Source organism: Methylothermaceae bacteria B42 (assembly GCA_001566965.1).
Taxonomy (GTDB): Bacteria; Pseudomonadota; Gammaproteobacteria; order Methylococcales; family Methylothermaceae; genus Methylohalobius.
Window position 1 is genome coordinate 193,212 of record LSNW01000031.1, and the last position, 20,797, is coordinate 214,008.

Sequence of the window (20,797 nt, forward strand, 5' to 3'; positions counted from 1 at the left end):
CAGCTATGCCTTTCAGTCCAGCCCGGCGCCCAGCCGCACCTGTCCTGCACCATCATCCGGGATGCTGGTGAAATATCCGGGCTAGCTAAGATATTCCCTGGAAAATGCAGTGGCATAAAAATTGACTAGTATTTCTATGTCCAGCATTTTTCAGGAGAATAAAAATGACCACCCAGCTTTCAGCGCTTGCCAAACCAAAACCCTTGCGTGAAGACAAAAAGCCGCTGTGTTTCCGCAGCGATGAGCGTTTCCTCTGCACTAAAACCCAGTGTCCATTACGAAAGGAGTGTATGAAGTTGGTGGCTGCCTGGCGGCGATGATTCAACGATAACGGGTAGGGTCGGGAATGCCCGCGGCGTCGAAACCTTGCCGACGCAACCGGCAAGCATCGCACTTGCCGCATGCCCGGCCCTCTTCATCCGCCGCATAGCAGGAAACTGTCAAAGCGTAATCAGCGCCTAATTGAACGCCGGCTTGAATGATTTCCGCCTTGCTCAGATGAATCAAAGGGGTGTGAATTTGAAAACGCCCACCTTCCACCCCCGCCTTCGTGGCCAGATTCGCCAGATTCTGAAAGGCCTTGATGTACTCAGGCCGGCAATCGGGATATCCGGAATAATCCACCGCGTTGACGCCGATGAAAATATCCAAGCTTCCCAACACTTCGGCATAGCCCAAGGCAAAGCTGAGAAAAACAGTATTACGTGCCGGTACATAAGTGACCGGAATGCCTTCCGTCGCCGTTTCCGGAACCGCAATGGCATTATCGGTCAAGGCCGAGCCCCCGATCTCTCCTAAACCGATATGAATGACTTTATGTTCAGCTGCCTCAAGCCTTTTTGCTATATTTTTGGCGGCAAGAAGCTCCGCCCGCTGACGCTGGCCGTAATCAAAACTCAAACAATGGCAGGCGAAACCCTCATTTTTGGCCATAAGTAATGTGGTCATAGAATCTAGCCCACCCGAGAGAAGAATGACTGCTTTTTTCATGGCGTTAGCTCTTGCATTATTCTTTACTGAAGTTACGTACGGTCATTCCAAAGTAGCCCTCAAACGTAATGAGCGGTCTGGCAAGGAAGCCCGCCATTGGCTTGTGGGCAAGACAGGCTGCCCCCTCCCCAACCCTCCCCCGCAAGCGGTGGAGGAAGCGACAGACCATGCCTTGAATCCCCTCTCCCTTTGGGAGAGGGGGTGGGGAGAGGGTATGACGGTACTGCCCTTGCCATAAGTTGTGTAACATCAGTTTTTTAGACGAGCTTCATCGGCCGGGTTCATCGCCCCACAGCAATTTGTGAAGTTGAAGCTGAAAACGCACCGGCAAGCGGTCTTCCAAAATCCACTCAGCCAATTGCCTTGGATTTTGTTCACCAGCTACGGGAGAGAATAAGATTTCGCAACGGGTCGGCAGTTGGTATTGGTCAAGCATTTCCTTCGACCACAGGTAATCTTCCCGGTCTGAGATCACGAACTTGACTTGGTCATTTTCGGAAAGATAGTCGAGGTTTTCATAACGGTTCTTTTCCAGTTCACCGGAGCCCGGGGGCTTAAGATCGACAACCTTGACCACCCTGGTGTCCACTTCCGAAACATCCAACGCGCCACTGGTTTCCAGGGAAACCGCAAACCCCCTATCTGCCAAAACGGTTAGGAGTGACAAGCAGTCCGGTTGTGCCAGTGGCTCACCTCCGGTCACCGTGACATGGGAAACCCCAAAAGCCTCCACCGCCTTTACGATATCCTCCAAAGCCATCCGTTGACCGCCGTGGAAAGCATAGGCAGTATCGCACCAGCGACAGCGTAGTGGACAACCGGTTAATCTCACGAATACCGTCGGCAACCCTAAGGTTCGGCTTTCGCCTTGCAGGGAGAGAAAAATTTCCGTGACTTTTAAAGACAAGGCCTGCCTCGAATCGAAAAATAGCGAGAAACTATCGCAGTTGACTCAACCTCTGTTGCGCCAATGTCGCCGCCCGGGTACCTGGGAAACGCTCGGCAACCTGCTGCAGCGCTTGCTTGGCCTTTTTGACTCGGCCCAATTCCAGGTCTATATAGGCCATTTTCAGCATCGCATCCGGAACCTTGGTGCTGTCTTGGAACTTTTCCACTACTTGCTGGAAAGCTTGGCGGGCAGCGCTGAAATCCCGTTTGACGTAGTAGGCCTCGCCCAGCCAGTAATAGGCGTTATCGGCATATTCACCCTTGGGATAACGCTGCAAAAACTCCGAAAAAGCATCCACAGCGGCGTCATAATGCCCGGCCTGCAAGGTCTCGTAGGCTTTTCGGTAGGCTTGTGCTTCGTCTTCAGGGACAGACTTGACAGCATCCGCTTGTTGCAAAGGCTGGGAAGATGGTGCTAAAGACGGTGTATTTTCAGAAACCGGCGGCGGCATGACTGGCGCCGCCGGGCTATTTGAATAGTTTGGGCCAGTTGCCGGATTACCGCCTTCCAAAACACGCAAACGGGTATCCAAATCCAGATATTGCTTGCGCTGACTCTCCTGAATGCGCTGAATCAAATGCTGGGCTTCTTCCAACTGGCCCCTCATAGACCGCATTTCCCGTTGCATTTGATCTACCTGTTGGAGCAGCTGCATGGCAGTTCTGTTGGACATTTTGTGCTCCAGCAATTGAACCCGTTTTTCCAGCCCGTTTTCCTTCGTAGTGGCGCAACTGGCCAGTAATACGATTCCCAGTGCAATACCAAACCAACGCATCATTGACTCCGTTGATAAACGATTTCCACCCGCCGATTTTTGCTCCAAGCCTCTTCATTATGACCCAGTGCCACCGGCTTTTCTTCCCCATAAGGGACGACGCTCACTTGGGTACTGGGAACCCCTTGCAGCTCGAAGATTTTCGCCACGGCAATGGCCCGTGCTTCGCTAAGCGCCACATTGTACTCCCGGGAACCGCGCTCATCAGTGTGCCCTTCCAAGACCACCTTGACCTGTGGGTTTTCAAGTAAATACTTGGCATGGGCCTGGATGACAGGAATATCCTCACCGCGGACTTGAGCGCTGTCAAAATCAAAATAGATAACCTTGCTAACCGGCATCCCGCTGCTATCCACCGGCCCTATTCCATCCTCTTGCAACCCTTGCGTTTGCACCTCATGCAAAGCCACGCCTTCCTCGCCTTCCAAACCTTGCGTGGTAGCGCCCGCGGGCGTTTGCAATGCCTCCGTTTTCAAATCCCCTTTGCTTTTACAGCCTGACAACCCAATGAAAATTGCCAGGACCAAAAAAAACGAATATCGCATATCTCCCTCCCTCTCCGGTTTAAATCAATGTTTTTGCTAAAACGGCGACCAGGCGGGCTCACGCACATCCCCGACTTCGGTTTTCAGCCTTTGATGCACCCTGCCATCGACGGAAACCGCCGCCAACTGTCCCCGGCCCTGATCCTGGGTCGCGTATAAAATCATGCTGCCGTTAGGCGCAAAGCTGGGGGATTCATCCAACGGTCCCGAAGTCAATACTGTCAAAAGGCCGTCTTCTAGATCCAATAAGGCAATCCGGTAGCCTTTTCCGCCATGCACCATGGCCAAATGGCGGCCATCCGGAGAAAAAACCGCTCTGGCATTGTATTTCCCCTCGAAGGTCAAGCGGCGTGGCTTGCCGCCTTGGGCCGGAATCGTGTAGATTTGCGGACTGCCGCCTCGGTCGGAGGTGAATGCGAGACGTTTGCCATCAGGAGACCAGGCGGGTTCCGTGTCAATGGCATAACTCCTTGTCAGCCTCCGCAATTTCCGGGTCGTCAAATTATAGATATAAATGTCCGGGCTGCCGCCCTTGGATAAAGTCAGGGCTAAATGGCTTCCGTCAGGCGCCCAGGCAGGTGCGCCATTGATGCCAGGAAACGAAGCGATTTTTTCCCGTTTGCCGGTGGCCAGGGTTTGCACGAAGATGGCGGGCTTTTGTTGTTCATAAGACACATAGGCAAGGCGTTTGCCGTCAGGGGACCAAGCCGGGGACATTAATGGCTCTGGGGAAACTACGACGGTTCGGGGATTATAGCCATCGGCGTCCGCCACCTGGAGCCGGTAAATTCGCCGCCCGCCCTGCTCCTTGACCGTAATATAGGCTATCCGGGTGGTAAATGCGCCAGGCTGGCCGGTGATTTTCTCATAAATAATGTCACTGATCCTATGGGCGGTACGGCGCAATTCTTTTTTCCGGGAAGGTAACCGGTAGCCAGCCAACTGCTGGCCTTTATAAACGTCGTACAGGAAAAACTTGACTTCGTACTTATCCGGACCGGTTTCCGCCACACGGCCAATCACCAAATAATCCTGCCCCAGCGCCCGCCATGCGTTCCATTGGATATCGATTAACTCGGTGGGCTTGGTCAGCATATCCGCTTCGGGCAAGGGGTTAAAGCGTCCGCTCCGGGCCAAATCCGCCTGAATTACCGAGGCAATGGCCAATGGTTTGGGACCGGACCCATGCCAGGCAAATGGCACCACGGCAATGGGCACCGCCCCTTCCGCGCCGCGGGTAATTTCAATAGTCAAGACCGCTTGGGCGGGTAAATTGACCAGCAACCAACTCATCCAGGCCAGCCAAAAACACAGCTGTCGCACAGGGGATAATAATTTCAATCTCTTCATCCTTCGGGTTTGAAAATAAATTTAAACTCGCGAAAATGGGAAAATAATGCGGGATCCTCTGGAATAGGCAGTGGCGAAGCTTTGCGCACCGCCACTTCTGCCGAGCGGTCAAATACTGGATTGCCACTGGATTGGATAACTTTTGCTTCCACCACCTCTCCCCCAGGAATCACCCTCACTCGGATTGTACAGGATAACCCGGCTTGGTAAGAAGCTGGCCTGAGCCAATAACGTTCGACTTTTTGCTTCACTTTGGCGGTTGCTTCAGCCACTTGGCGATTAATTCGTTGGCGCTCCTGCGCCAATTGTTGCTGACGCAAGGCTTCGGCCTGCGCCTTGCGTTTGGCTTCATCCGCCAAGCGTTTTGCCTCTTCCTCTTGGCGCTTCTTTTCTTCTGCCAGACGTTTTTTTCTCTCCTCTTCCAAGCGTTTCTTTTTTTCTTCCTCCAGCCGCCTTTTCTCGGCTTCCTGGCGGGCTTTTTCCAGTTTCGCCAAGCGGGCTTCCTCTTCCGCCCGGCGCTTTTTCAATTCTGCCAAGCGTTTGGCTTCTTCTTTGGCTTTTTTGCGCTTGGCTTCGGCCAGTTGCTGCAAGGTTTTCTTTTCTTGTTGTTGTTTACGTTTGAGTTCGCGCAAACGGCGTTCTTCGGCCATGCGCTGTTGTTTTAACTTCTCCTGGCGGGCCTTTTCCGCCTCTCTGGCGGCGGCTTCTTGCGCCTTGATACGCGCCAGTTCGGCTTCGACTTGAGATTCATCCAGAGCCGTCGCTTCGATAATTTCAGGTTTTGGCGATGGTGGGGTAACGACAGGCTCTGGCTCAGACTGCCAACGCATAAACAAGATGGCAATAACCACTCCATGCAGGGCCAGCGCTTTTAAAAAAGAGGGCATCCAACTGGGCATACGATCCATCATTGGTAATCAGGGCGTGTCAACAAACCCACTTTGGTGACGCCGGCTTGTTTGAGGGCCGCCATGACTTGTACCACTTGACCATAGGGGACGTGTTCATCTCCGGCAACCAGCACTTGAATCTCAGGTTTATGACGAAGCACTGCCGCCACTTTAACCAACAAAGATTGCAGGGAAACGGATTCGCGTTCTTGTTCCAGATTCAAATAAAAGGCGCCGTCTTCGGCCACCGTCACCACTACCGGTGGCGTTTCCTCGGTTACCACGGGCTCCGCGGCTGCCTGGGGCAAGCTGACATCGACGCCGCTTTGCAGTAATGGCGCGGTCACCATAAAAATGATAAGCAACACCAAAGTCACGTCGATGTAAGGCACAACATTGATTTCGGCCATGGGCCGGCGTCGGGGTTTGGATTTAATCATAATTCAATCGCCTTGCGCTGGAGCAAGCAAATAAATTCCTCGGCAAAATTGTCATAACGCCTTTGAATCCGGTCGATATGGGTGCTGAAGCGGTTGTAGGCAATCACCGCCGGAATCGCCGCAAACAGCCCCATGGCGGTGGCAATCAAGGCTTCGGCAATACCCGGGGCGACCAAGGCCAAGGTTGCCTGTTGCACATCGCCCAAGGCGCGAAAGGAGTTCATGATGCCCCACACGGTGCCAAACAAACCAACATAGGGGCTAGTGGAACCCACGGTCGCCAAAAAGGGCAGGCGGTCATCCAGATCCTCAATCACCCGGCTGATGGCCACGCGCATGGCGCGTTCGACATTCTCGGCTATCAGATGAGGGGGCGCGCGGAGCTTGAACAACTTGGCCGATTCCTTGTAACCCGCCAAAAATACGGTTTCCAAACCCGCCGCATCTGATTTATTCAGCTGTTTATACAGCTCAGCCAGATCAATGCCCGACCAAAAACGGCTTTCAAAGTTTTCAGCTTCTTCTTCTACTTGCTTGAGTTCCCGGTGTTTCTGGAAAATCAACGTCCAGGATGCCAGCGAAGCCAACAGCAATATTGCCATTACCAACTGCACCAGCAAACTGGCGTTGGCGATCAAACCAAAAAGTGAATCAGTCATTTATTTAGCACTGTCCTTAGTGATGGTGGAATAGAGCAAGGGCGGAAAGCCTCGGCATTCAGGCAAACGATGCGAACCGAAGCGCGGCATAACGGGGATTGATCTTTTAGAATTTCTTGTTGGAAATCCAAACTGGCCCGGCGGATGGCCGTGACCTGAGCGGTTACCGATAAATAATCATTGAAACGCGCAGGCTGAATATAATCCACCTGAATCGACTTTACCGCGAAAATCACTCCCTCGTTCTCCCTCAGCACATCCTGTTCGAACCCCAGTTCGCGTAAAAATTCCGTGCGCGCCCTTTCAAAATACTTCAAATAATTGGCATAGTAAACCACACCGCCGGCATCGGTGTCTTCATAATAGACCCTTACCGGCCAGGAAAATTGTGTCATTGTCATACCTTTTTCGCCAGCGCCTGGCGCATCCGGGCAAGGTTTTCCTGTCTGCTGCCGGATCGGGAAAATAAACTTTGGGTGCCCGCCACCAGGACTTCCGCCCCCGCCGCCACCAAGCCCGGAATGGTTTCGAAACAAATCCTACCATCCACTTGAATGGAAACATGATGCGCGTTGTGCCGGTCAAGAAAGCGCCGGCACTGGGCCACCCGGCGCCGGGCATACGGCACCTGGGCTTGCCCCCGGTGTCCGGCGAAACCGGGATTGATGAGCATCAACAACACAAAATCAATGCGCGGCAGAATATATTTCAAAACTGAAAGCGGCGTCGCGGGTTTTAAAGCGATGCCCGGCTGAATACCATTCTCCCTGAGAAATCCCAGCCACCTATCCACATGAGGTTCCGATTCAAAGTGGAAACACAACCGTTGCACGCCAATTTTCACCATCTCCCGGATAAAAAATACGTTGTCCGTCACCATCAAATGTACATCAAAGGGTAAGTGGGTTTGGCCGCGAAGTTGCTTTACCGCCTCCAACCCCAAAGGCATGGAAGGACTGAAATGCCCGTCAATCAAATCGATATGGAGATAATCGACGCCCAGTTTCTCTAACGATTTTACTTCGTCACCTAATCGGCACTGGTCCGCGCAAATCAGGGAGGGGGCGATACTAACCGGCTTAGCCAAACAAATCCTCGCTCATGTTACCGGGTGGCTTCAACCCAAAATGCAACCAGGCCTGGGACGTTGCCATGCGGCCACGGGGAGTGCGCATCATGAAGCCTTGCTGGATCAGATAAGGCTCTAGGACATCTTCGATGGTGCCCCGTTCCTCGCCAATGGCCGCTGCCAGACTGTCCAGGCCGACCGGACCGCCGCCGAATTTTTCAAGCATGGTTTTGAGCAGTTGCCGGTCCAGTTGATCAAAACCGTTGGGATCGACCTTGAGCATTTCCAGGGCCAGGCTGGCGATCTCGCCGGTGACCCGGCCATCGCCCTTCACCTGGGCGTAATCGCGCACCCGCCGCAGCAAGCGGTTGGCAATTCGGGGAGTGCCCCGGGCGCGGCGTGCGATTTCCCGGGCGCCGTCGTCTTCCATGGTCAGCCCCAAAATCCGGGCGGAGCGGGTGACAATCAGGCTCAACTCTTCCCTGGAATAAAATTCCAACCGCTGGACAATGCCAAACCGGTCGCGCAAGGGGGACGTCAACAGGCCGGCACGGGTGGTTGCGCCCACCAACGTAAAGGGGGGCAGATCCAATTTGATGGAACGGGCCGCCGGCCCCTCGCCGATGACGATATCGAGCTGGAAATCTTCCAGGGCCGGATACAACACTTCCTCCACCACCGGGCTGAGGCGATGGATTTCATCGATGAAAAGCACATCGTGGCTTTCCAGGTTGGTGAGCAAAGCGGCCAGGTCGCCGGGCTTTTCCAGCACGGGGCCTGAAGTCTGGCGCAAATTGACCCCCATTTCGGCGGCGATGATGTGAGCCAAAGTGGTTTTTCCCAATCCCGGGGGGCCGAAGATCAGCACATGATCCAAAGCCTCTCCCCGGCCCCGGGCGGCTTCGATAAAAATAGCCAGCTGTTCCTTGAGCTGCGGCTGACCGATATAATCTTCCAGCCGCCGGGGACGGATGGCGCGGTCGAGGGTGATTTCGTCGTGGGTTTGGGTTGGGGTAATGAGACGGGAATCGGTCGATGTCATGCGTCTTTCAGCCCCCGCCTGAGTTGAGCCAATTCCCCTTTACCTGCCCTAGACATAGATCGCATCCCGCTCCACGACAGGCCTTAATTCCGGACGCAAAGCCTTGTCCGTGATCAAATCGATAGGCACGCCAAGGAGATCCTCCAAATAGAACTGCAACCCAAAGTAACGGCTAGAAGTAGTCGGGCCATCGAAGACGACCAAAATATCGAGATCGCTTTCGGGGCCCGCTGTATTCCGGGCCGTTGAACCAAACAAAGCCAGGCTTTTCACTCCAAAGCGCCGTTTCAATTCAGGCAGATGTGCTTGCAGTTGCCGCATGGCATCCTGCCGTTTCATCGGTCACCACCTCCAACCCGCTTGAGCGCAAGACGGATCAGTTCCTCCACCGAATCGGCCTCATCGGCCACTTTCTTCAGCAAACGTCCGGCTTCGGCGGGTTTGAAACCGAGCGCCTCCAGAGCCTCGGCGGCTTCGGCCAAAGGATCGACAGACGCACCGGAAGCCAAAGGCAGCGCCGCATCGTTTTGCTGCGGAAGGCGGTCGCGCATTTCGATGATGAGGCGCTCGGCGGTCTTCTTGCCGATGCCCGGCAAGCGTTGAAGGCTCGCGGTATCCCCTTGCTGAATGCAGCGGCTGAATTCTTCCGCGCTCAATCCCGACAAAATTCCCAGCGCCATCCGGGGACCGACCCCATTTACTTTAATCAAGGCCCGGAACAACCCCCGTTCCGATTCCGAAGCAAAACCGTACAAGGCATGGGCGTCTTCCCGCACAATCAAATGAGTGAAGATCATCACTTGACTGCCGATATCCGGCAATTGATAAAAGGTGGACATGGGAGCATCCACCTCATAACCCACGCCGCCTACGTCTAATAACAAGGAAGGAGGCTGTTTGGCGGAAAGCACGCCCCGGAGAAAGCCGATCATGAGACCACCGCCGCATAACGCCGGTGGGTTTGTTGATAATGGGCGTGGCAAAGGGCCACCGCCAAGGCGTCGCTGGCATCGGCGGGCAGGTCATCGTGGAAATTGAGCAATACCTTGACCATGTGCTGAACCTGATGCTTGTCGGCGCCGCCCTTGCCCACCAGCGCCTGTTTTACTCGGCGGGCGGCGTATTCAAAGACCGGCAACTCCCGGGACAGTCCTGCGCAAATCGCGGCTCCCCGCGCCTGGCCTAATTTTAGAGCGGCATTGGCGTTTTTGTGCACGAAGACTTCCTCCACGGCCATTTCGTCGGGCTGGTATTCGGCGACCACCTCCATGATGCCGTCGTAGACAATTTTCAGGCGCGAGGGAAAATCCCCGGCGACGCAGCGCACGCAACCGGCCACTACCATTCGCATTCGGGTGCCCTCCACATCTATCAAGCCAAAGCCTGTAATGCGGGAACCAGGATCAATGCCGAGAATACGTGTCACAAGTCGTTACTGAGGTTAAACATTATTCCGGCTTAGGCGATCTTCGCCAGCACATCCTCGCTGATATCGGCGTTGGAATAAACCTCCTGAACGTCGTCCAGGTCTTCCAGCTTTTCCAGCAAGCGGATCATCTTTTCCGCCTCCCCGGCGTCGAGCTTGACCGAAGTGCTGGCCCGCATGGTGATTTCCGCCGACTCCGGCTTGAGGCCGGCTTGTTCCAAGGCGCTTTTCACCGCCTCGAAATTTTCCGGCGCGGTCAACACTTCGATATTGCCATCGTCGTCGGAAACGATGTCATCGGCGCCTGCTTCCAGGGCCGCTTCCATGATGGCGTCTTCGTCCGCACTGGCGGGAAAGTTAATGACTCCCAATTTGGTGAACAAATAAGCCACCGAACCATCGGTGCCCAAGTTCCCCCCCGCCTTGGTAAAGACGTGACGGACTTCGGCCACGGTCCGGTTGCGGTTATCAGTCAGGCAATCCACCATGACCGCCACGCCCCCGGGGCCGTAACCTTCGTAGCGGACTTCCTCATAATTATCCCCCTCCAGCGCGCCGCTGCCTTTTTTGATGGCCCGGTCGATAGTGTCCTTGGGCATGTTGGCGCCCAAGGCCTTGTCAATAGCGGTTCGAAGGCGGGGATTCGCCGCCGGATCACCGCCGCCAATACGGGCGGAAACGGTAATCTCCCGGATCAGTTTGGTAAAAATCTTGCCGCGCTTGGCATCTTGCGCGCTCTTTCGGTGGCGGATATTCGCCCATTTACTATGTCCTGCCATACAATTTCAAAATCCAAAAATTGGTGAGTTGATGAAAGGTGTTCATTCTAGCCCGGATATTTCACCAGCCAGCTTCGGGCCTTTTCTTGATCGATTGATTTACGAATATAAAATGCTTAAGGTTAACAAAATTCACGAAATCCAATTAGCTCCGGCCCGAATCCTATACCGGCCCTGGCTTGTCCAGGCACGCCCGGCCTGCGCCATCATCTGGCTGGTGAAATATCCGGGCTAGGACACAATATTATAGGTTTTCAGCGTATGATGAAAACCTTCCCAAGAGGTAAAAGACAATGAAAGTGATTGAAACCTTAATTATTTGGACATTTATTTCCGCTTTTTTCTTCCTGCCACCGCTGCAAGCGGCGGACTTGACCCGTGAAGAAATCATCGCCCTCCTCAAGCAGGCCACCGCCGAAAAACCGGCGGATTTGCGCCGCAAGGATCTGAAAAAGGTCGATCTGTCCGGGCTGGATCTGCGCCATGCGGATCTGTGGGGCGCGGATCTGCGCTATGCCAATTTGAGCCGGGCCAACCTGGCGGGCTTGAATCTGGATTTGACCATCATGCGCGGCACCAATCTCTCCCATGCCAATTTGGAAGGGGTCAGCATTTTCGGCGTGACCATGATCGCCGCCGATTTGACCGGCGCCAACCTGAAAAACAGCCGCGTCACCGCCACCCTGGACAAAGCCAAGCTGGTGGGCGCCAATATCGAAAACGCCTTTTGGGGCGCGGACATGAAAAACCAGCCCATGGGTTTGATGCGCGCCAGTTGCAACGGCGCGGATTTTACCAACGCCAATCTGAAAAACGCCAATTTCAACCGTGTGCTACTGCGCTTTGCCAAGCTCAAAAACGCTGACATGGCAAACATCAATTTAATGCGGGCCGATCTTTCCGGCGCCGATTTGACCGGCGCCAACCTTGTCAACGCCGACCTGCGCGAAGCCAAATTAAAGCAGGCGGACTTCACCGGCGCAATCCTGGACAACGCCAAGCTCGAGGGGGCTTTTGAGATAGACAGCGCAAAAGGGCTCAAGCAGGCGGGCAGAAGAATTCTGCTCAAATAAAGCCACGGTATATTTCGTTAGTTTTCTCTTACCGCGCCAAAATTCTTGTCCATCCCGTCGGGCGGGGATACACTGGCTTTGACTTCCAATGAACGAAGCCGCTTCATTAACATCGGGAGAAAACAATGAAAAAACTACTGATGATCCCCGGAATGTTGCTGGTTGTTTACGGCTTGCCTGCCCATGCGGAAGTGATTCCCGGCACGGACTTCAGCGTGCATTTCGAATCCGGCCAGATTATCGGCTCGGGCCGTAATCTCAACATGCTGCGGGTGCCGGTCACCAATGTCAAAACCGGCAAGACCCGGCTGTACGATGCCGCCTTCAAATTCACGTTTTCCGAGGGCCGGGGGTTTGAGTTCGAACAAATCTCGTCGGTCGCCTTGACGCCGCCGCTGGCGGTGACCAACCTGGTGACAGACATTTATCGGACCGTCAATGGCTTTTGTTTCAAATTGGCCGGCCCGACCCAGATTGGTTCAAGGGTGTTATTTACCCTGACCCCTGACGCATCGATTCAAGGATGTCATAGTGTAGGAGTAAATGGAGAACTAACCGCCCAGATTGTTTCCGGGCCGGCCTCGGGCCACCCGGATATCGGGGAGCGGGAAATCGTGCCCTTCTTGAGCGATCAATTCGTTTACGGCGTAATTTCCAATAGCGGATCAGTACAAAACAATAGCTTTGATATCAACACTAATTGGGAAGAAAACGAACTGATTGGCCTGCGCCAGAGCGGCGACAAGCTCATTCTCGGCCTCTTCAGCGAGGGCAAGGACAACCAGGGCAAGCCCCAGGACTTCAAGGATCCGGTGGAAACCGCCATCCTTACCCGGATTGCTGACGAATAGCAACCCGCGTTAACGGTTTCCCTCATCAATCCATGCCGGGTAATGACCGCAGGTGGGCATTACCCGGCGGAAAAAGCCCTGCAAGCGGTTAAAATTTACGGTCCCGTAACAATTTTTCCTGGGCTGAAAAGGTTGCCCTGCGGCCAACTTTGACCCGGCGATATTCGCCATCCGCCTGCAATTCCCATGCCCCCGAATTATCGCGCAAATAATAGCGCAAAGCCTCCCGGATCACTTGCCGCTTCAAGTTCCGGTTGAGGATGGGAAAAGCCACTTCCACCCGCCGGTGGAGATTGCGGATCAGCCAGTCGGCGCTGGAACCATAGACCTGGGGCTGGCCGCCGTTGCCGAAATAAAAGACCCGGCTATGCTCCAGAAAGCGCCCCAGCACCGAACGGACCCGGATATTATCGGACAATCCCGGCACCCCCGGACGCAAACAGCAAATACCCCGGACAATCAGATCAATCTTGACGCCGGCCCGGGAAGCGTCATAGAGAGCATCGATAATTTCCGGATCTTCCAGGCCGTTCATCCGCGCGATGATCCGGCCACGCTTGCCTTGCCGGGCGAGATCAGCTTCGCGCTGAATGTTATTCAATAAAAATGGGTGCAGATCAAATGGCGCCTGTACCAGTTTGCGCAGCTTGAAGGCGTGGCCTAGACCCGTCAGTTGATGAAACAGCCGCTGGACGTCTTCCCCCAGTGCTTGATCGGTGCTCATCAAACCAATATCCGTATAGAAGCGGGTGGTGATCTCGTGGTAGTTACCCGTACTTAAATGGCTGTATCTTTGAATGCGGTCGCCTTCCCGGCGGACAATCAACAACAGCTTGGCGTGGGTCTTGAAACCCACCACGCCGTAAACCACATGGACGCCGGCCTCGTGCAAGCGTTCGGCCAATTGGATGTTATCCGCCTCGTCAAACCGGGCCCGCAATTCAATCACCGCGCTCACTTCCTTGCCATTTCTCGCCGCCCGCACCAAGGCGTCGGCAATCGCCGAGCGGGAGGCCGTGCGGTATAGGGTCTGGCGAATGGCCAGCACATTTGGATCGTCCGCCGCTTGCTGAAGCAGGGACACCACCGGGGAGAAAGCGTCGTAAGGATGATGCAGCAGCACATCACCCCGGCGGAGCACGGCAAATAAATCTGTTTTCCCCACCAGACGGGGCGGAATCGCCGGGGTAAAGGACGGATATTTCAAATCCGGCCTTTCCACTTCGTCATAAACGGAAGCCAGGCGGTGCAAATTCACCGGACCGTTGACCTGGAACAAATCCGCCTGTTCCACATGAAGACGGGCGCACAGATAATCAGCCACTTCCTGTGGGCAATTGTCGGCCACCTCCAGCCGCATCGCCCGCCCATAACGGCGCTCCTGCTGCAGCCGGCCCTGGAGTTCGCGCTTGAGGTCTTCCATCTCCTCCTCGTCGATATACAGCTCGGTATCGCGGGTGACCCGGAATTGATAACACCCTTCCACCGTCAGCCCGGGAAACAACTCGCCAACAAAGGCGTGGATGACCGACGACAAAAAAACGAAAGCGGCGCCGGAGGCAGTCAATATTTCCGGCAGCAACACGAGGCGAGGCAGCGTCCTGGGAATGGGAATGAGAGCATAACGGTGACGGCGGCCAAAAGCATCCTTGCCGTGCAGGCAGACAATGAAATGCAGATTTTTATTGGCGATGCGGGGAAAAGGATGGGCCGGATCGATGCTCAAGGGCGTTACCACCGGCAAAATCCGCTCGCGCATGTAGGCTCGCAGCCATTCCCGCTGGGCGTCATGCCACTGAATCCGGCGCAGAAAACGGATATTTTCCTCCGCCAGCGCGGGTATCAGTGCTTCATTAAGAAGCCGGTATTGTGAATCCACCATTTCCCGCACCCGTTCGCGGATGGTTCTTAACAATTCCCGGGGATCGGCCTGATCGACGCCCGTGGTGGTAATACCCAGGCTGATTTTCTTCTTGATGACCGCCACCCGCACTTCATAAAATTCGTCCAGATTGGCGCTGGAGATACACAAAAAACGCAGGCGCTCCAGCAGCGGCAGGGATTCATCTTCGGCCATGGCCAACACCCGGCGGTGGAAGGCCAGGAGACTGAGTTCGCGGTTTAGATAGCGCTTCGAAGTGATGCTTTGCTCACTCACCGCTAACTCTTGTTCAATTTGTCTCACTGCCATCTGCTCTTCCTGCATATATATTTTGTGCATGCTACAGGGCTTTCCCCGCTACAAAACCCGACGACCAGGCCCATTGAAAATTGTAACCACCCAAGTGCCCTGTGACATCCACTACTTCACCGATGAAATACAGCCTTGGTTGTTTTTGGCTTTCCATGGTCTGGGAGGAAAGCTCACGGGTATCCACGCCCCCCAGGGTGACTTCCGCGGTGCGGTAGCCTTCGGTGGCCGCAGGTTTGATCCGCCAGTCATGGAGCCTTTCGGCAATTTCCCGCAAATGTTTGCCGGACCATTCAGCCAAGGATTTGCCAGCGACTTCTGGCCACCACAGTTTTTCAAGGCGGGCAACCAACTGCTTGGGCAAGTAATGGCTCAATACGGTCTTTAAATGGCAGCGGGAATGAATATTTTTAGCCCGCGACAATTCTTCCACCATTGCCCTGCCTGGTAATAAATCCAGGCTGATGGCATCGCCTGGCCGCCAGTAACTGGAACTCTGGAGCACGGCGGGGCCACTCAACCCTCGATGGGTGAAAAGAATGCCGCCGTGAAATGCCCGCTGGCCCACGCCCACTGTGGCTGGGATTGCTATGCCAGACAATGTCTCCATGAAGGTTTTGAGCTCGCCGGTAAAAGTATAGGGCACCAAGGCAGGACTTTGAGGCACGATTAGGTGGCCGAATTGCTCTGCGATTTTGTAGCCAAATCCAGAGCCACCAAGGGAAGGTACGGACAATCCTCCTGTCGCTACGACAAGGGATCTGGCTTCAGTCATGCTGCCTTCTGCTATTTGGAGACGGAAACGGCCGTGATGTTCGACCGAAGTAATGTCCACCCGGGTGCGAATTTCCACGCCCATCTGTTCACACTCACGCAGCAGCATTGACAAGATGGCCTTGGAGGATTCCCGGCAGAACAACTGACCGGTTTTGATGCCATCAATTTCCTTTTCAAAATAATCAATGCCGTATTCTTCCACCAAAACGATGAAATCCCATTGGCTGTACTGATTCAAGGGGGATTTTACAAAATGGGGGTTGGCGGAAATATAGTGCTCGGGCGTCACCTCCAAATTGGTGAAATTGCATTTCCCGCCTCCGGACATCAAGATTTTCTTGCCGGGTTTGTTGGCGCGCTCCAACACCAGCACCCGGAGCCCCCGTTGCCCCGCCGTCAGGGCGCACATCAGCCCGGCGGCACCCGCACCGAGAATCACAACATCATATTTCAATGGACAAGCTCACTTACTAAAAGATTGGTAGCGGCAAAAACACAAAAACAATAATTAGCTCTCTTTAGTTATCCCAGCGCTTTGGGCTATCATTTTTCTTAAGGAATATTAAAGCCTTTATGATCAATCATTCGCTTTTTGGAGATCTTGTTCTCGCATGAATAATATGGAAACATGACTCCTTGTGAATAACTCAGCAGAAAATCCACTATGTCTTTTAAAGCAAAAATATGTTTTGAACTTAGTAAATTCTTGATGCCACCTCCTCCCGAGAAAACCATTGACTATGGGGCTTATGATGCTTGGCGCTCAGAGTCCTTATCAAAAAGTTGGAAAGCTTTTAGTAATACGGCGTTGGAAAACAAAAACATATTAGATTTTGGCTGTGGAGATGGGCAACTCTCATTTTTCCTCGCCTCCCAAGGCGCAACCCGGATAACTGGCGTGGACATCAATCAGCAAGCTATCGATAACGCAAATAACAAGCTTAAATTACTAGAAATTCCCAAAGGGACAGAAATTAACTTTAAAAAAAGCCATACAGAAAAACTACCCTTTGATGATAATAGCTTTGATTTGATTGTCGCTTTCGACTGTATGGAGCATATTATGATGCCAGGTGAGATTTTAAAAGAATGGTATCGTGTTTTAAAACCAGGAGGAAAATGTCTAGTAGAATGGTATCCTTATAAAGGTCCATGGGGCCCACACATGGAAGCGCTGATTCCCATTCCCTGGGCGCATGTTATCTTTGGCGAGGAAGCGATGTTCAGAGCCGCAGAGCGGATTTATGACTTACCCGAGTTCATACCGCGCCATTGGGATCTAGACGAAAATGGCAATAAAAAACCCAATAAATGGAAAGCCTGGTCTTCCTTTGAAGAACAAAAATACATCAATAAACTTGATATTTCCACGTTTAGGCAATTGTGTCATGAAGCAGGACTTAACATTGATCGTCTAGAGCATCATAGTTTTAGCGGCTCAACTATCCGGCAATTAGCAGGGAAAATACTGATGAACTTGCCATTTGTCGGCGAATATTTTATTTCATATACAATAATTGAATTGAGAAAACCTTGAAGTCATATTTAAATCAACAGTTTATTCGTGATTAGTTAAAACCGAACTGTATCGAACTTCATTCCACGGGCCAGAATAACCGGTTAGGACCTGGCTATCCTGGCAATCCGCTCCAATGCCCCTTGCAAATTTTCCATGCTGGTGGCAATGGATATACGTACATGGCCAGGAGCGCCGAATGCGGTGCCGGGCACCAGGGCCACGCCAGCCTGCTCGATCAAGTATTCCGCAAAGGCAACATCGTCTTCGATGCCATCGAGCGCATCAATCATGCCAGTCACATCGGGAAAAACATAAAAGGTGCCATCGGTGGGCAAACAATGGATGCCGGGGATTTGATTCAAGCTTTCCACCACCGCGTCGTGGCGCTGTTTAAAGGCTTCCAGCATTTCTCCAATACAGGACTGGTCGCCCTCCAAGGCGGATTGGGCGGCAACTTGAGAAATGGACGTGGGGTTGGAGGTGCTTTGGGATTGAATTTTCTTCATCGCCGCGATAACCGTCTTGGGACCGCCCGCGTAGCCAATCCGCCAGCCGGTCATGGAATAGGCTTTGGAAACCCCATTGAGCACCAACGTGCGCTCATATAATTCAGGGCAGGCGTTGAGAATGTTACAAAAACCGCCTTCTTTCCAGACGATATGCTCGTACATATCATCGGTGGCAATCACCACCTGGGGATGTTTCAGCAGCACTTCCGCCAAGGCTTTTAGTTCATCGAGGGTATAAGCCTGGCCGGTGGGGTTGGAGGGGCTGTTGAGGACAAACAGCTTGGTCTTGTTGGTAATCGCCGCTTCAAGCTGCCCCGGCGTAATCTTGAATTTTTGATCTTGACCGGCAGCGACAATCACTGGCTTGGCATCGGCCAGCAGCACCATATCGGGATAGGACACCCAATATGGCGCGGGGATGATGACCTCGTCCCCCTCGTCCAGCAACGCCTGGGCAAGATTATAAAAACTCTGCTTGCCGCCGCAGGACACCAGGATTTGATCCAGCTCATAATTCAAATCATTGTCCCGGCGGAACTTGTCGATAATGGCCTGTTTCAAAGAGGGGATACCATCCACCGGGGTGTATTTGGTCATTCCCGCTTCGATGGCCTTAATGGCAGCCTGTTTGATATGATCAGGGGTATCGAAATCCGGCTCGCCGGCGCCGAGACCGATAACATCCTTGCCAGCGGCGCGCATGGCGGCGGCGCGGGCGGTTATTGCCAGGGTAGGAGAGGGTTTGATTCGCTGGACGCGTTGAGAAAGTGGTATGGTCATGAAAGCTGCCTTTAATCTGCAAGAGAATTCATCAAATGAAACCCACCGGTATCAGTAAGCGGCGAGCATTATATAAACAAGCCCAGGAAGAGGGCCAAACACCAGATAACATGATAACCGATGGCAGGCGCGCGCTGAATCCTTCTGCGGCAAAAAAATTCCGGCTTCATAGTAGTTTCAAGCCGGCTGGAGATCAGTCCCAGGCCATCCGCCAGCTGGTTGATGGCTTTAACCATGGCGAGCTTCACCAAACCCTGCTGGGCGTCACCGGCAGCGGCAAAACCTTTACCATGGCTCATGTGATCCAGGAACTGCAGCGCCCCGCCCTGATCCTGGCGCCCAACAAAACCCTGGCGGCGCAGCTGTACGGCGAGATGAAAATGTTCTTTCCGGAAAATTCGGTGGAATATTTCGTCTCCTATTACGATTATTATCAACCGGAAGCCTACATGCCGGCGTCGGACACTTATATAGAAAAAGACGCCTCCCTCAACGAACACATCGAGCAAATGCGCCTGTCCGCCACCAAGGCGCTGCTGGAACGGCGCGACACGGTGATCGTGGCCACCGTCTCTTCCATTTATGGCTTGGGGGAGCCGGCTTCTTATTTTGAAATGGTGATGCATCTGGTACGCGGCGATCTCATCGATCAGCGCAAAATGGTGCGCCGCCTGGCGGAACTGCAGTACACCCGTAACGATACCGAACTGCGCCGCGGCACCTTCCGGGTGCGGGGCGATGTGATCGACATCTTTCCGGCGGAATCCGAACGGGAAGCGCTGCGGGTGGAATTGTTCGACGACGAAATCGAACGGATGAGCCTGTTCGACCCTTTGACCGGCGAAATCATCAGCCCCATCGCCCGTTATACCGTCTATCCCAAAACCCACTACGTCACCCCCCGGCAAACCTTATTAAACGCCATCGACGCTATCCGCGAGGAATTGCGCCAGCGCCTGGCGGAACTACAAAAACTCAACAAACTGGTGGAAGCCCAACGGCTGGAACAGCGGACCCGCTTCGACCTGGAAATGATTTTAGAGGTGGGTTATTGTTCCGGCATTGAAAATTATTCCCGCTATTTGTCTGGCAGAGCACCGGGCGAACCGCCTCCCACCTTGTTCGATTACTTGCCCGACGACGCCGTTCTGTTCGTTGACGAAAGCCACGTCACCATCCCGCAAATCCGCGCCATGTACCGGGGCGACCGCTCGCGCAAGGAAACCCTGGTGGAATACGGCTTCCGCCTGCCCTCGGCCCTGGACAACCGCCCTATGACTTTCGAAGAATTCGAAGCCAAGGCTCCCCGCCGCATTTATGTCTCCGCCACCCCCGGCCCTTACGAACGGGAACATTCCAGCGCCGTGGTGGAACAAGTCGTCCGGCCCACCGGGCTGGTGGACCCGGAAGTGGAAGTGCGCCCCGCAGTCACCCAAGTGGATGATTTGTTGTCGGAGATCAATCTGCGCGCGGCCAAGGACGAACGGGTACTGGTCACTACCCTCACCAAACGGATGGCGGAAGATTTGACCGACTACTTAATGGATCATGGCGTGCAGGTGCGTTATTTGCATTCGGATATCGATACGGTGGAACGGGTGGAAATCATCCAGGATCTGCGCCGGGGAGAATTCGATTGCCTGGTGGGTATCAACTTGCTGCGCGAGGGCCTGGATATGCCAGAAGTTTCGCTGGTGGCAATTCTCGATGCTGACAAAGAGGGATTCCTCCGCTCGACGGTTTCCCTGATCCAGACCATCGGCCGCGCCGCCCGCAATGTCCATGGCAAGGCTATTCTCTATGCCGACACCATGACTAAATCGATGCAGCAAGCCATCGAGGAAACCGAGCGCCGCCGCCAGAAGCAAATCGCCTATAACCAACAACACGGCATCACCCCACGGAGCGCCACCCGCTCCCTGGATGATATTCTCGAAGTACCCGTGCCCGGGGCAGGTTATGCCAAGCCCAAGTCCAAAGTAGCCGAGGAAAGCGTTGAATACCGGCGCAAATTCAAATCCCCAAAAGAAGCGGCCAAGCTGATCAAGCAATTGGAAGAAGAAATGTACGCCCACGCCCGCGAGCTGGAATTTGAGCAAGCAGCTCAGCTCCGCGATCAAATCACCCAGCTAAAAAAGGAATTTGCGGTATTAGGTTAAGCCTAAATTGGGGTATTTAGTATA

Annotated in this window: 24 protein-coding genes; 6 read left to right on the plus strand and 18 right to left on the minus strand. The window is 53.8% G+C overall.

What is annotated here, in order from left to right; translation table 11 throughout:
• Positions 1 to 321: 321 nt before the first annotated feature.
• The gene (locus tag AXA67_10985) at positions 322 to 990 is read right to left on the minus strand and encodes a 7-cyano-7-deazaguanine synthase (GenBank protein ID KXJ40373.1); all 669 of its coding nucleotides are present in this window, start codon (positions 988 to 990) and stop codon (positions 322 to 324) included.
• Between AXA67_10985 and AXA67_10990 the strand changes: the two genes are divergently transcribed.
• Positions 989 to 1,228, plus strand: coding sequence for a hypothetical protein (locus AXA67_10990; protein ID KXJ40374.1), 240 nt, complete (start codon positions 989 to 991; stop codon positions 1,226 to 1,228). The two genes, AXA67_10985 and AXA67_10990, sit on opposite strands and share 2 nt — an antisense overlap.
• A 30-nt stretch (positions 1,229 to 1,258) precedes the next feature.
• Here the strand turns inward: AXA67_10990 and AXA67_10995 are convergent, their stop codons facing one another.
• Genes AXA67_10995 through AXA67_11060 form a run of 14 tightly spaced genes read right to left on the minus strand, consistent with a single transcriptional unit; the run spans position 1,259 to position 10,914 of the window.
• A complete protein-coding gene (locus AXA67_10995) occupies positions 1,259 to 1,897 on the minus strand; it encodes a 7-carboxy-7-deazaguanine synthase (protein ID KXJ40375.1) in 639 nt (212 codons plus the stop codon).
• Positions 1,898 to 1,928: 31 nt separating this feature from the next.
• Positions 1,929 to 2,717: a hypothetical protein gene (locus tag AXA67_11000; GenBank protein KXJ40376.1), complete on the minus strand. Its 789-nt coding sequence runs from the start codon at positions 2,715 to 2,717 to the stop codon at positions 1,929 to 1,931.
• On the minus strand, positions 2,714 to 3,259 hold the full coding sequence (locus AXA67_11005) for a hypothetical protein (protein KXJ40377.1): 546 nt from the start codon (positions 3,257 to 3,259) through the stop codon (positions 2,714 to 2,716). The genes AXA67_11000 and AXA67_11005 overlap by 4 nt, the downstream gene beginning before the upstream one ends.
• A gap of 36 nt (positions 3,260 to 3,295) precedes the next feature.
• Complete coding sequence (locus tag AXA67_11010) at positions 3,296 to 4,609, minus strand: translocation protein TolB (protein KXJ40378.1); 1,314 nt, start codon at positions 4,607 to 4,609, stop codon at positions 3,296 to 3,298.
• The gene (locus AXA67_11015) at positions 4,606 to 5,508 is read right to left on the minus strand and encodes a hypothetical protein (GenBank protein KXJ40379.1); all 903 of its coding nucleotides are present in this window, start codon (positions 5,506 to 5,508) and stop codon (positions 4,606 to 4,608) included. Before AXA67_11015 ends, AXA67_11010 begins: the two co-directional genes overlap by 4 nt.
• Before the next feature lie 8 nt (positions 5,509 to 5,516).
• A complete protein-coding gene (locus AXA67_11020; GenBank protein KXJ40380.1) occupies positions 5,517 to 5,939 on the minus strand; it encodes a protein TolR in 423 nt (140 codons plus the stop codon).
• The gene (locus AXA67_11025) at positions 5,936 to 6,598 is read right to left on the minus strand and encodes a protein TolQ (GenBank protein ID KXJ40381.1); all 663 of its coding nucleotides are present in this window, start codon (positions 6,596 to 6,598) and stop codon (positions 5,936 to 5,938) included. Before AXA67_11025 ends, AXA67_11020 begins: the two co-directional genes overlap by 4 nt.
• Positions 6,595 to 6,993, minus strand: a complete 399-nt coding sequence (locus tag AXA67_11030; protein KXJ40405.1) for a 4-hydroxybenzoyl-CoA thioesterase — start codon at positions 6,991 to 6,993, stop codon at positions 6,595 to 6,597. Before AXA67_11030 ends, AXA67_11025 begins: the two co-directional genes overlap by 4 nt.
• A 2-nt stretch (positions 6,994 to 6,995) precedes the next feature.
• A complete protein-coding gene (locus tag AXA67_11035) occupies positions 6,996 to 7,685 on the minus strand; it encodes a ribulose phosphate epimerase (protein KXJ40382.1) in 690 nt (229 codons plus the stop codon).
• On the minus strand, positions 7,678 to 8,709 hold the full coding sequence (gene ruvB, locus AXA67_11040) for an ATP-dependent DNA helicase RuvB (GenBank protein ID KXJ40383.1): 1,032 nt from the start codon (positions 8,707 to 8,709) through the stop codon (positions 7,678 to 7,680). The genes AXA67_11035 and ruvB overlap by 8 nt, the downstream gene beginning before the upstream one ends.
• Before the next feature lie 48 nt (positions 8,710 to 8,757).
• Positions 8,758 to 9,048, minus strand: a complete 291-nt coding sequence (locus AXA67_11045) for a DNA polymerase subunit beta (protein ID KXJ40384.1) — start codon at positions 9,046 to 9,048, stop codon at positions 8,758 to 8,760.
• Positions 9,045 to 9,641: a Holliday junction ATP-dependent DNA helicase RuvA gene (locus tag AXA67_11050; protein KXJ40385.1), complete on the minus strand. Its 597-nt coding sequence runs from the start codon at positions 9,639 to 9,641 to the stop codon at positions 9,045 to 9,047. The genes AXA67_11045 and AXA67_11050 overlap by 4 nt, the downstream gene beginning before the upstream one ends.
• Positions 9,638 to 10,135 carry a crossover junction endodeoxyribonuclease RuvC gene (gene ruvC / locus AXA67_11055; GenBank protein KXJ40386.1) on the minus strand — a complete coding sequence of 166 codons (498 nt, stop codon included), beginning with the start codon at positions 10,133 to 10,135 and terminating at the stop codon, positions 9,638 to 9,640. The genes AXA67_11050 and ruvC overlap by 4 nt, the downstream gene beginning before the upstream one ends.
• Before the next feature lie 32 nt (positions 10,136 to 10,167).
• Entirely contained in the window at positions 10,168 to 10,914 is a 747-nt protein-coding gene (locus tag AXA67_11060) for a hypothetical protein (GenBank protein KXJ40387.1), read from the minus strand.
• 31 nt (positions 10,915 to 10,945) lie between these two features.
• On the opposite strand from AXA67_11060, the gene AXA67_11065 reads away from it, so the two are divergent.
• The 3 genes from AXA67_11065 to AXA67_11075 all read left to right on the plus strand — a co-directional run bounded on the left by AXA67_11065 (position 10,946) and on the right by AXA67_11075 (position 12,838).
• Entirely contained in the window at positions 10,946 to 11,149 is a 204-nt protein-coding gene (locus AXA67_11065) for a hypothetical protein (GenBank protein KXJ40388.1), read from the plus strand.
• A gap of 58 nt (positions 11,150 to 11,207) precedes the next feature.
• Entirely contained in the window at positions 11,208 to 11,987 is a 780-nt protein-coding gene (locus tag AXA67_11070; protein KXJ40389.1) for a hypothetical protein, read from the plus strand.
• Positions 11,988 to 12,112: 125 nt separating this feature from the next.
• On the plus strand, positions 12,113 to 12,838 hold the full coding sequence (locus AXA67_11075) for a hypothetical protein (protein KXJ40390.1): 726 nt from the start codon (positions 12,113 to 12,115) through the stop codon (positions 12,836 to 12,838).
• Positions 12,839 to 12,926: 88 nt separating this feature from the next.
• Here the strand turns inward: AXA67_11075 and AXA67_11080 are convergent, their stop codons facing one another.
• Both AXA67_11080 and AXA67_11085 read right to left on the minus strand, forming a co-directional pair.
• A complete protein-coding gene (locus tag AXA67_11080) occupies positions 12,927 to 14,996 on the minus strand; it encodes an RNA degradosome polyphosphate kinase (protein KXJ40406.1) in 2,070 nt (689 codons plus the stop codon).
• Between the two features lie 64 nt (positions 14,997 to 15,060).
• Positions 15,061 to 16,215, minus strand: coding sequence for a hypothetical protein (locus tag AXA67_11085; protein KXJ40407.1), 1,155 nt, complete (start codon positions 16,213 to 16,215; stop codon positions 15,061 to 15,063).
• Positions 16,216 to 16,470: 255 nt separating this feature from the next.
• Here AXA67_11085 and AXA67_11090 point away from each other — a divergent pair, with 255 nt between their 5' ends.
• Positions 16,471 to 17,343, plus strand: coding sequence for a hypothetical protein (locus tag AXA67_11090; protein KXJ40391.1), 873 nt, complete (start codon positions 16,471 to 16,473; stop codon positions 17,341 to 17,343).
• An 83-nt stretch (positions 17,344 to 17,426) separates the two neighbouring features.
• Here AXA67_11090 and AXA67_11095 read toward each other — a convergent pair whose 3' ends face one another.
• The gene (locus AXA67_11095) at positions 17,427 to 18,614 is read right to left on the minus strand and encodes an aspartate aminotransferase (GenBank protein KXJ40392.1); all 1,188 of its coding nucleotides are present in this window, start codon (positions 18,612 to 18,614) and stop codon (positions 17,427 to 17,429) included.
• A 110-nt stretch (positions 18,615 to 18,724) separates the two neighbouring features.
• Between AXA67_11095 and AXA67_11100 the strand changes: the two genes are divergently transcribed.
• Positions 18,725 to 20,773: an excinuclease ABC subunit B gene (locus tag AXA67_11100; protein ID KXJ40408.1), complete on the plus strand. Its 2,049-nt coding sequence runs from the start codon at positions 18,725 to 18,727 to the stop codon at positions 20,771 to 20,773.
• The last annotated feature ends 24 nt before the right edge of the window (positions 20,774 to 20,797 follow it).

Bases quoted from the DNA above. Each gene is read 5' to 3' on its own strand.
- AXA67_10990 (KXJ40374.1), top strand. From the start codon at position 989: ATGGCGTTAGCTCTTGCATTATTCTTTACTGAAGTTACGTACGGTCAT.
- AXA67_10985 (KXJ40373.1), bottom strand. From the start codon at position 990: ATGAAAAAAGCAGTCATTCTTCTCTCGGGTGGGCTAGATTCTATGACC.
- AXA67_11000 (KXJ40376.1), bottom strand. From the start codon at position 2,717: ATGATGCGTTGGTTTGGTATTGCACTGGGAATCGTATTACTGGCCAGT.
- AXA67_11005 (KXJ40377.1), bottom strand. From the start codon at position 3,259: ATGCGATATTCGTTTTTTTTGGTCCTGGCAATTTTCATTGGGTTGTCA.
- AXA67_11010 (KXJ40378.1), bottom strand. From the start codon at position 4,609: ATGAAGAGATTGAAATTATTATCCCCTGTGCGACAGCTGTGTTTTTGG.
- AXA67_11015 (KXJ40379.1), bottom strand. From the start codon at position 5,508: ATGCCCAGTTGGATGCCCTCTTTTTTAAAAGCGCTGGCCCTGCATGGA.
- AXA67_11020 (KXJ40380.1), bottom strand. From the start codon at position 5,939: ATGATTAAATCCAAACCCCGACGCCGGCCCATGGCCGAAATCAATGTT.
- AXA67_11025 (KXJ40381.1), bottom strand. From the start codon at position 6,598: ATGACTGATTCACTTTTTGGTTTGATCGCCAACGCCAGTTTGCTGGTG.
- AXA67_11030 (KXJ40405.1), bottom strand. From the start codon at position 6,993: ATGACACAATTTTCCTGGCCGGTAAGGGTCTATTATGAAGACACCGAT.
- ruvB (KXJ40383.1), bottom strand. From the start codon at position 8,709: ATGACATCGACCGATTCCCGTCTCATTACCCCAACCCAAACCCACGAC.
- AXA67_11045 (KXJ40384.1), bottom strand. From the start codon at position 9,048: ATGAAACGGCAGGATGCCATGCGGCAACTGCAAGCACATCTGCCTGAA.
- AXA67_11050 (KXJ40385.1), bottom strand. From the start codon at position 9,641: ATGATCGGCTTTCTCCGGGGCGTGCTTTCCGCCAAACAGCCTCCTTCC.
- AXA67_11060 (KXJ40387.1), bottom strand. From the start codon at position 10,914: ATGGCAGGACATAGTAAATGGGCGAATATCCGCCACCGAAAGAGCGCG.
- AXA67_11065 (KXJ40388.1), top strand. From the start codon at position 10,946: ATGAAAGGTGTTCATTCTAGCCCGGATATTTCACCAGCCAGCTTCGGG.
- AXA67_11070 (KXJ40389.1), top strand. From the start codon at position 11,208: ATGAAAGTGATTGAAACCTTAATTATTTGGACATTTATTTCCGCTTTT.
- AXA67_11075 (KXJ40390.1), top strand. From the start codon at position 12,113: ATGAAAAAACTACTGATGATCCCCGGAATGTTGCTGGTTGTTTACGGC.
- AXA67_11085 (KXJ40407.1), bottom strand. From the start codon at position 16,215: ATGTGCGCCCTGACGGCGGGGCAACGGGGGCTCCGGGTGCTGGTGTTG.
- AXA67_11090 (KXJ40391.1), top strand. From the start codon at position 16,471: ATGTCTTTTAAAGCAAAAATATGTTTTGAACTTAGTAAATTCTTGATG.
- AXA67_11095 (KXJ40392.1), bottom strand. From the start codon at position 18,614: ATGACCATACCACTTTCTCAACGCGTCCAGCGAATCAAACCCTCTCCT.
- AXA67_11100 (KXJ40408.1), top strand. From the start codon at position 18,725: ATGATAACCGATGGCAGGCGCGCGCTGAATCCTTCTGCGGCAAAAAAA.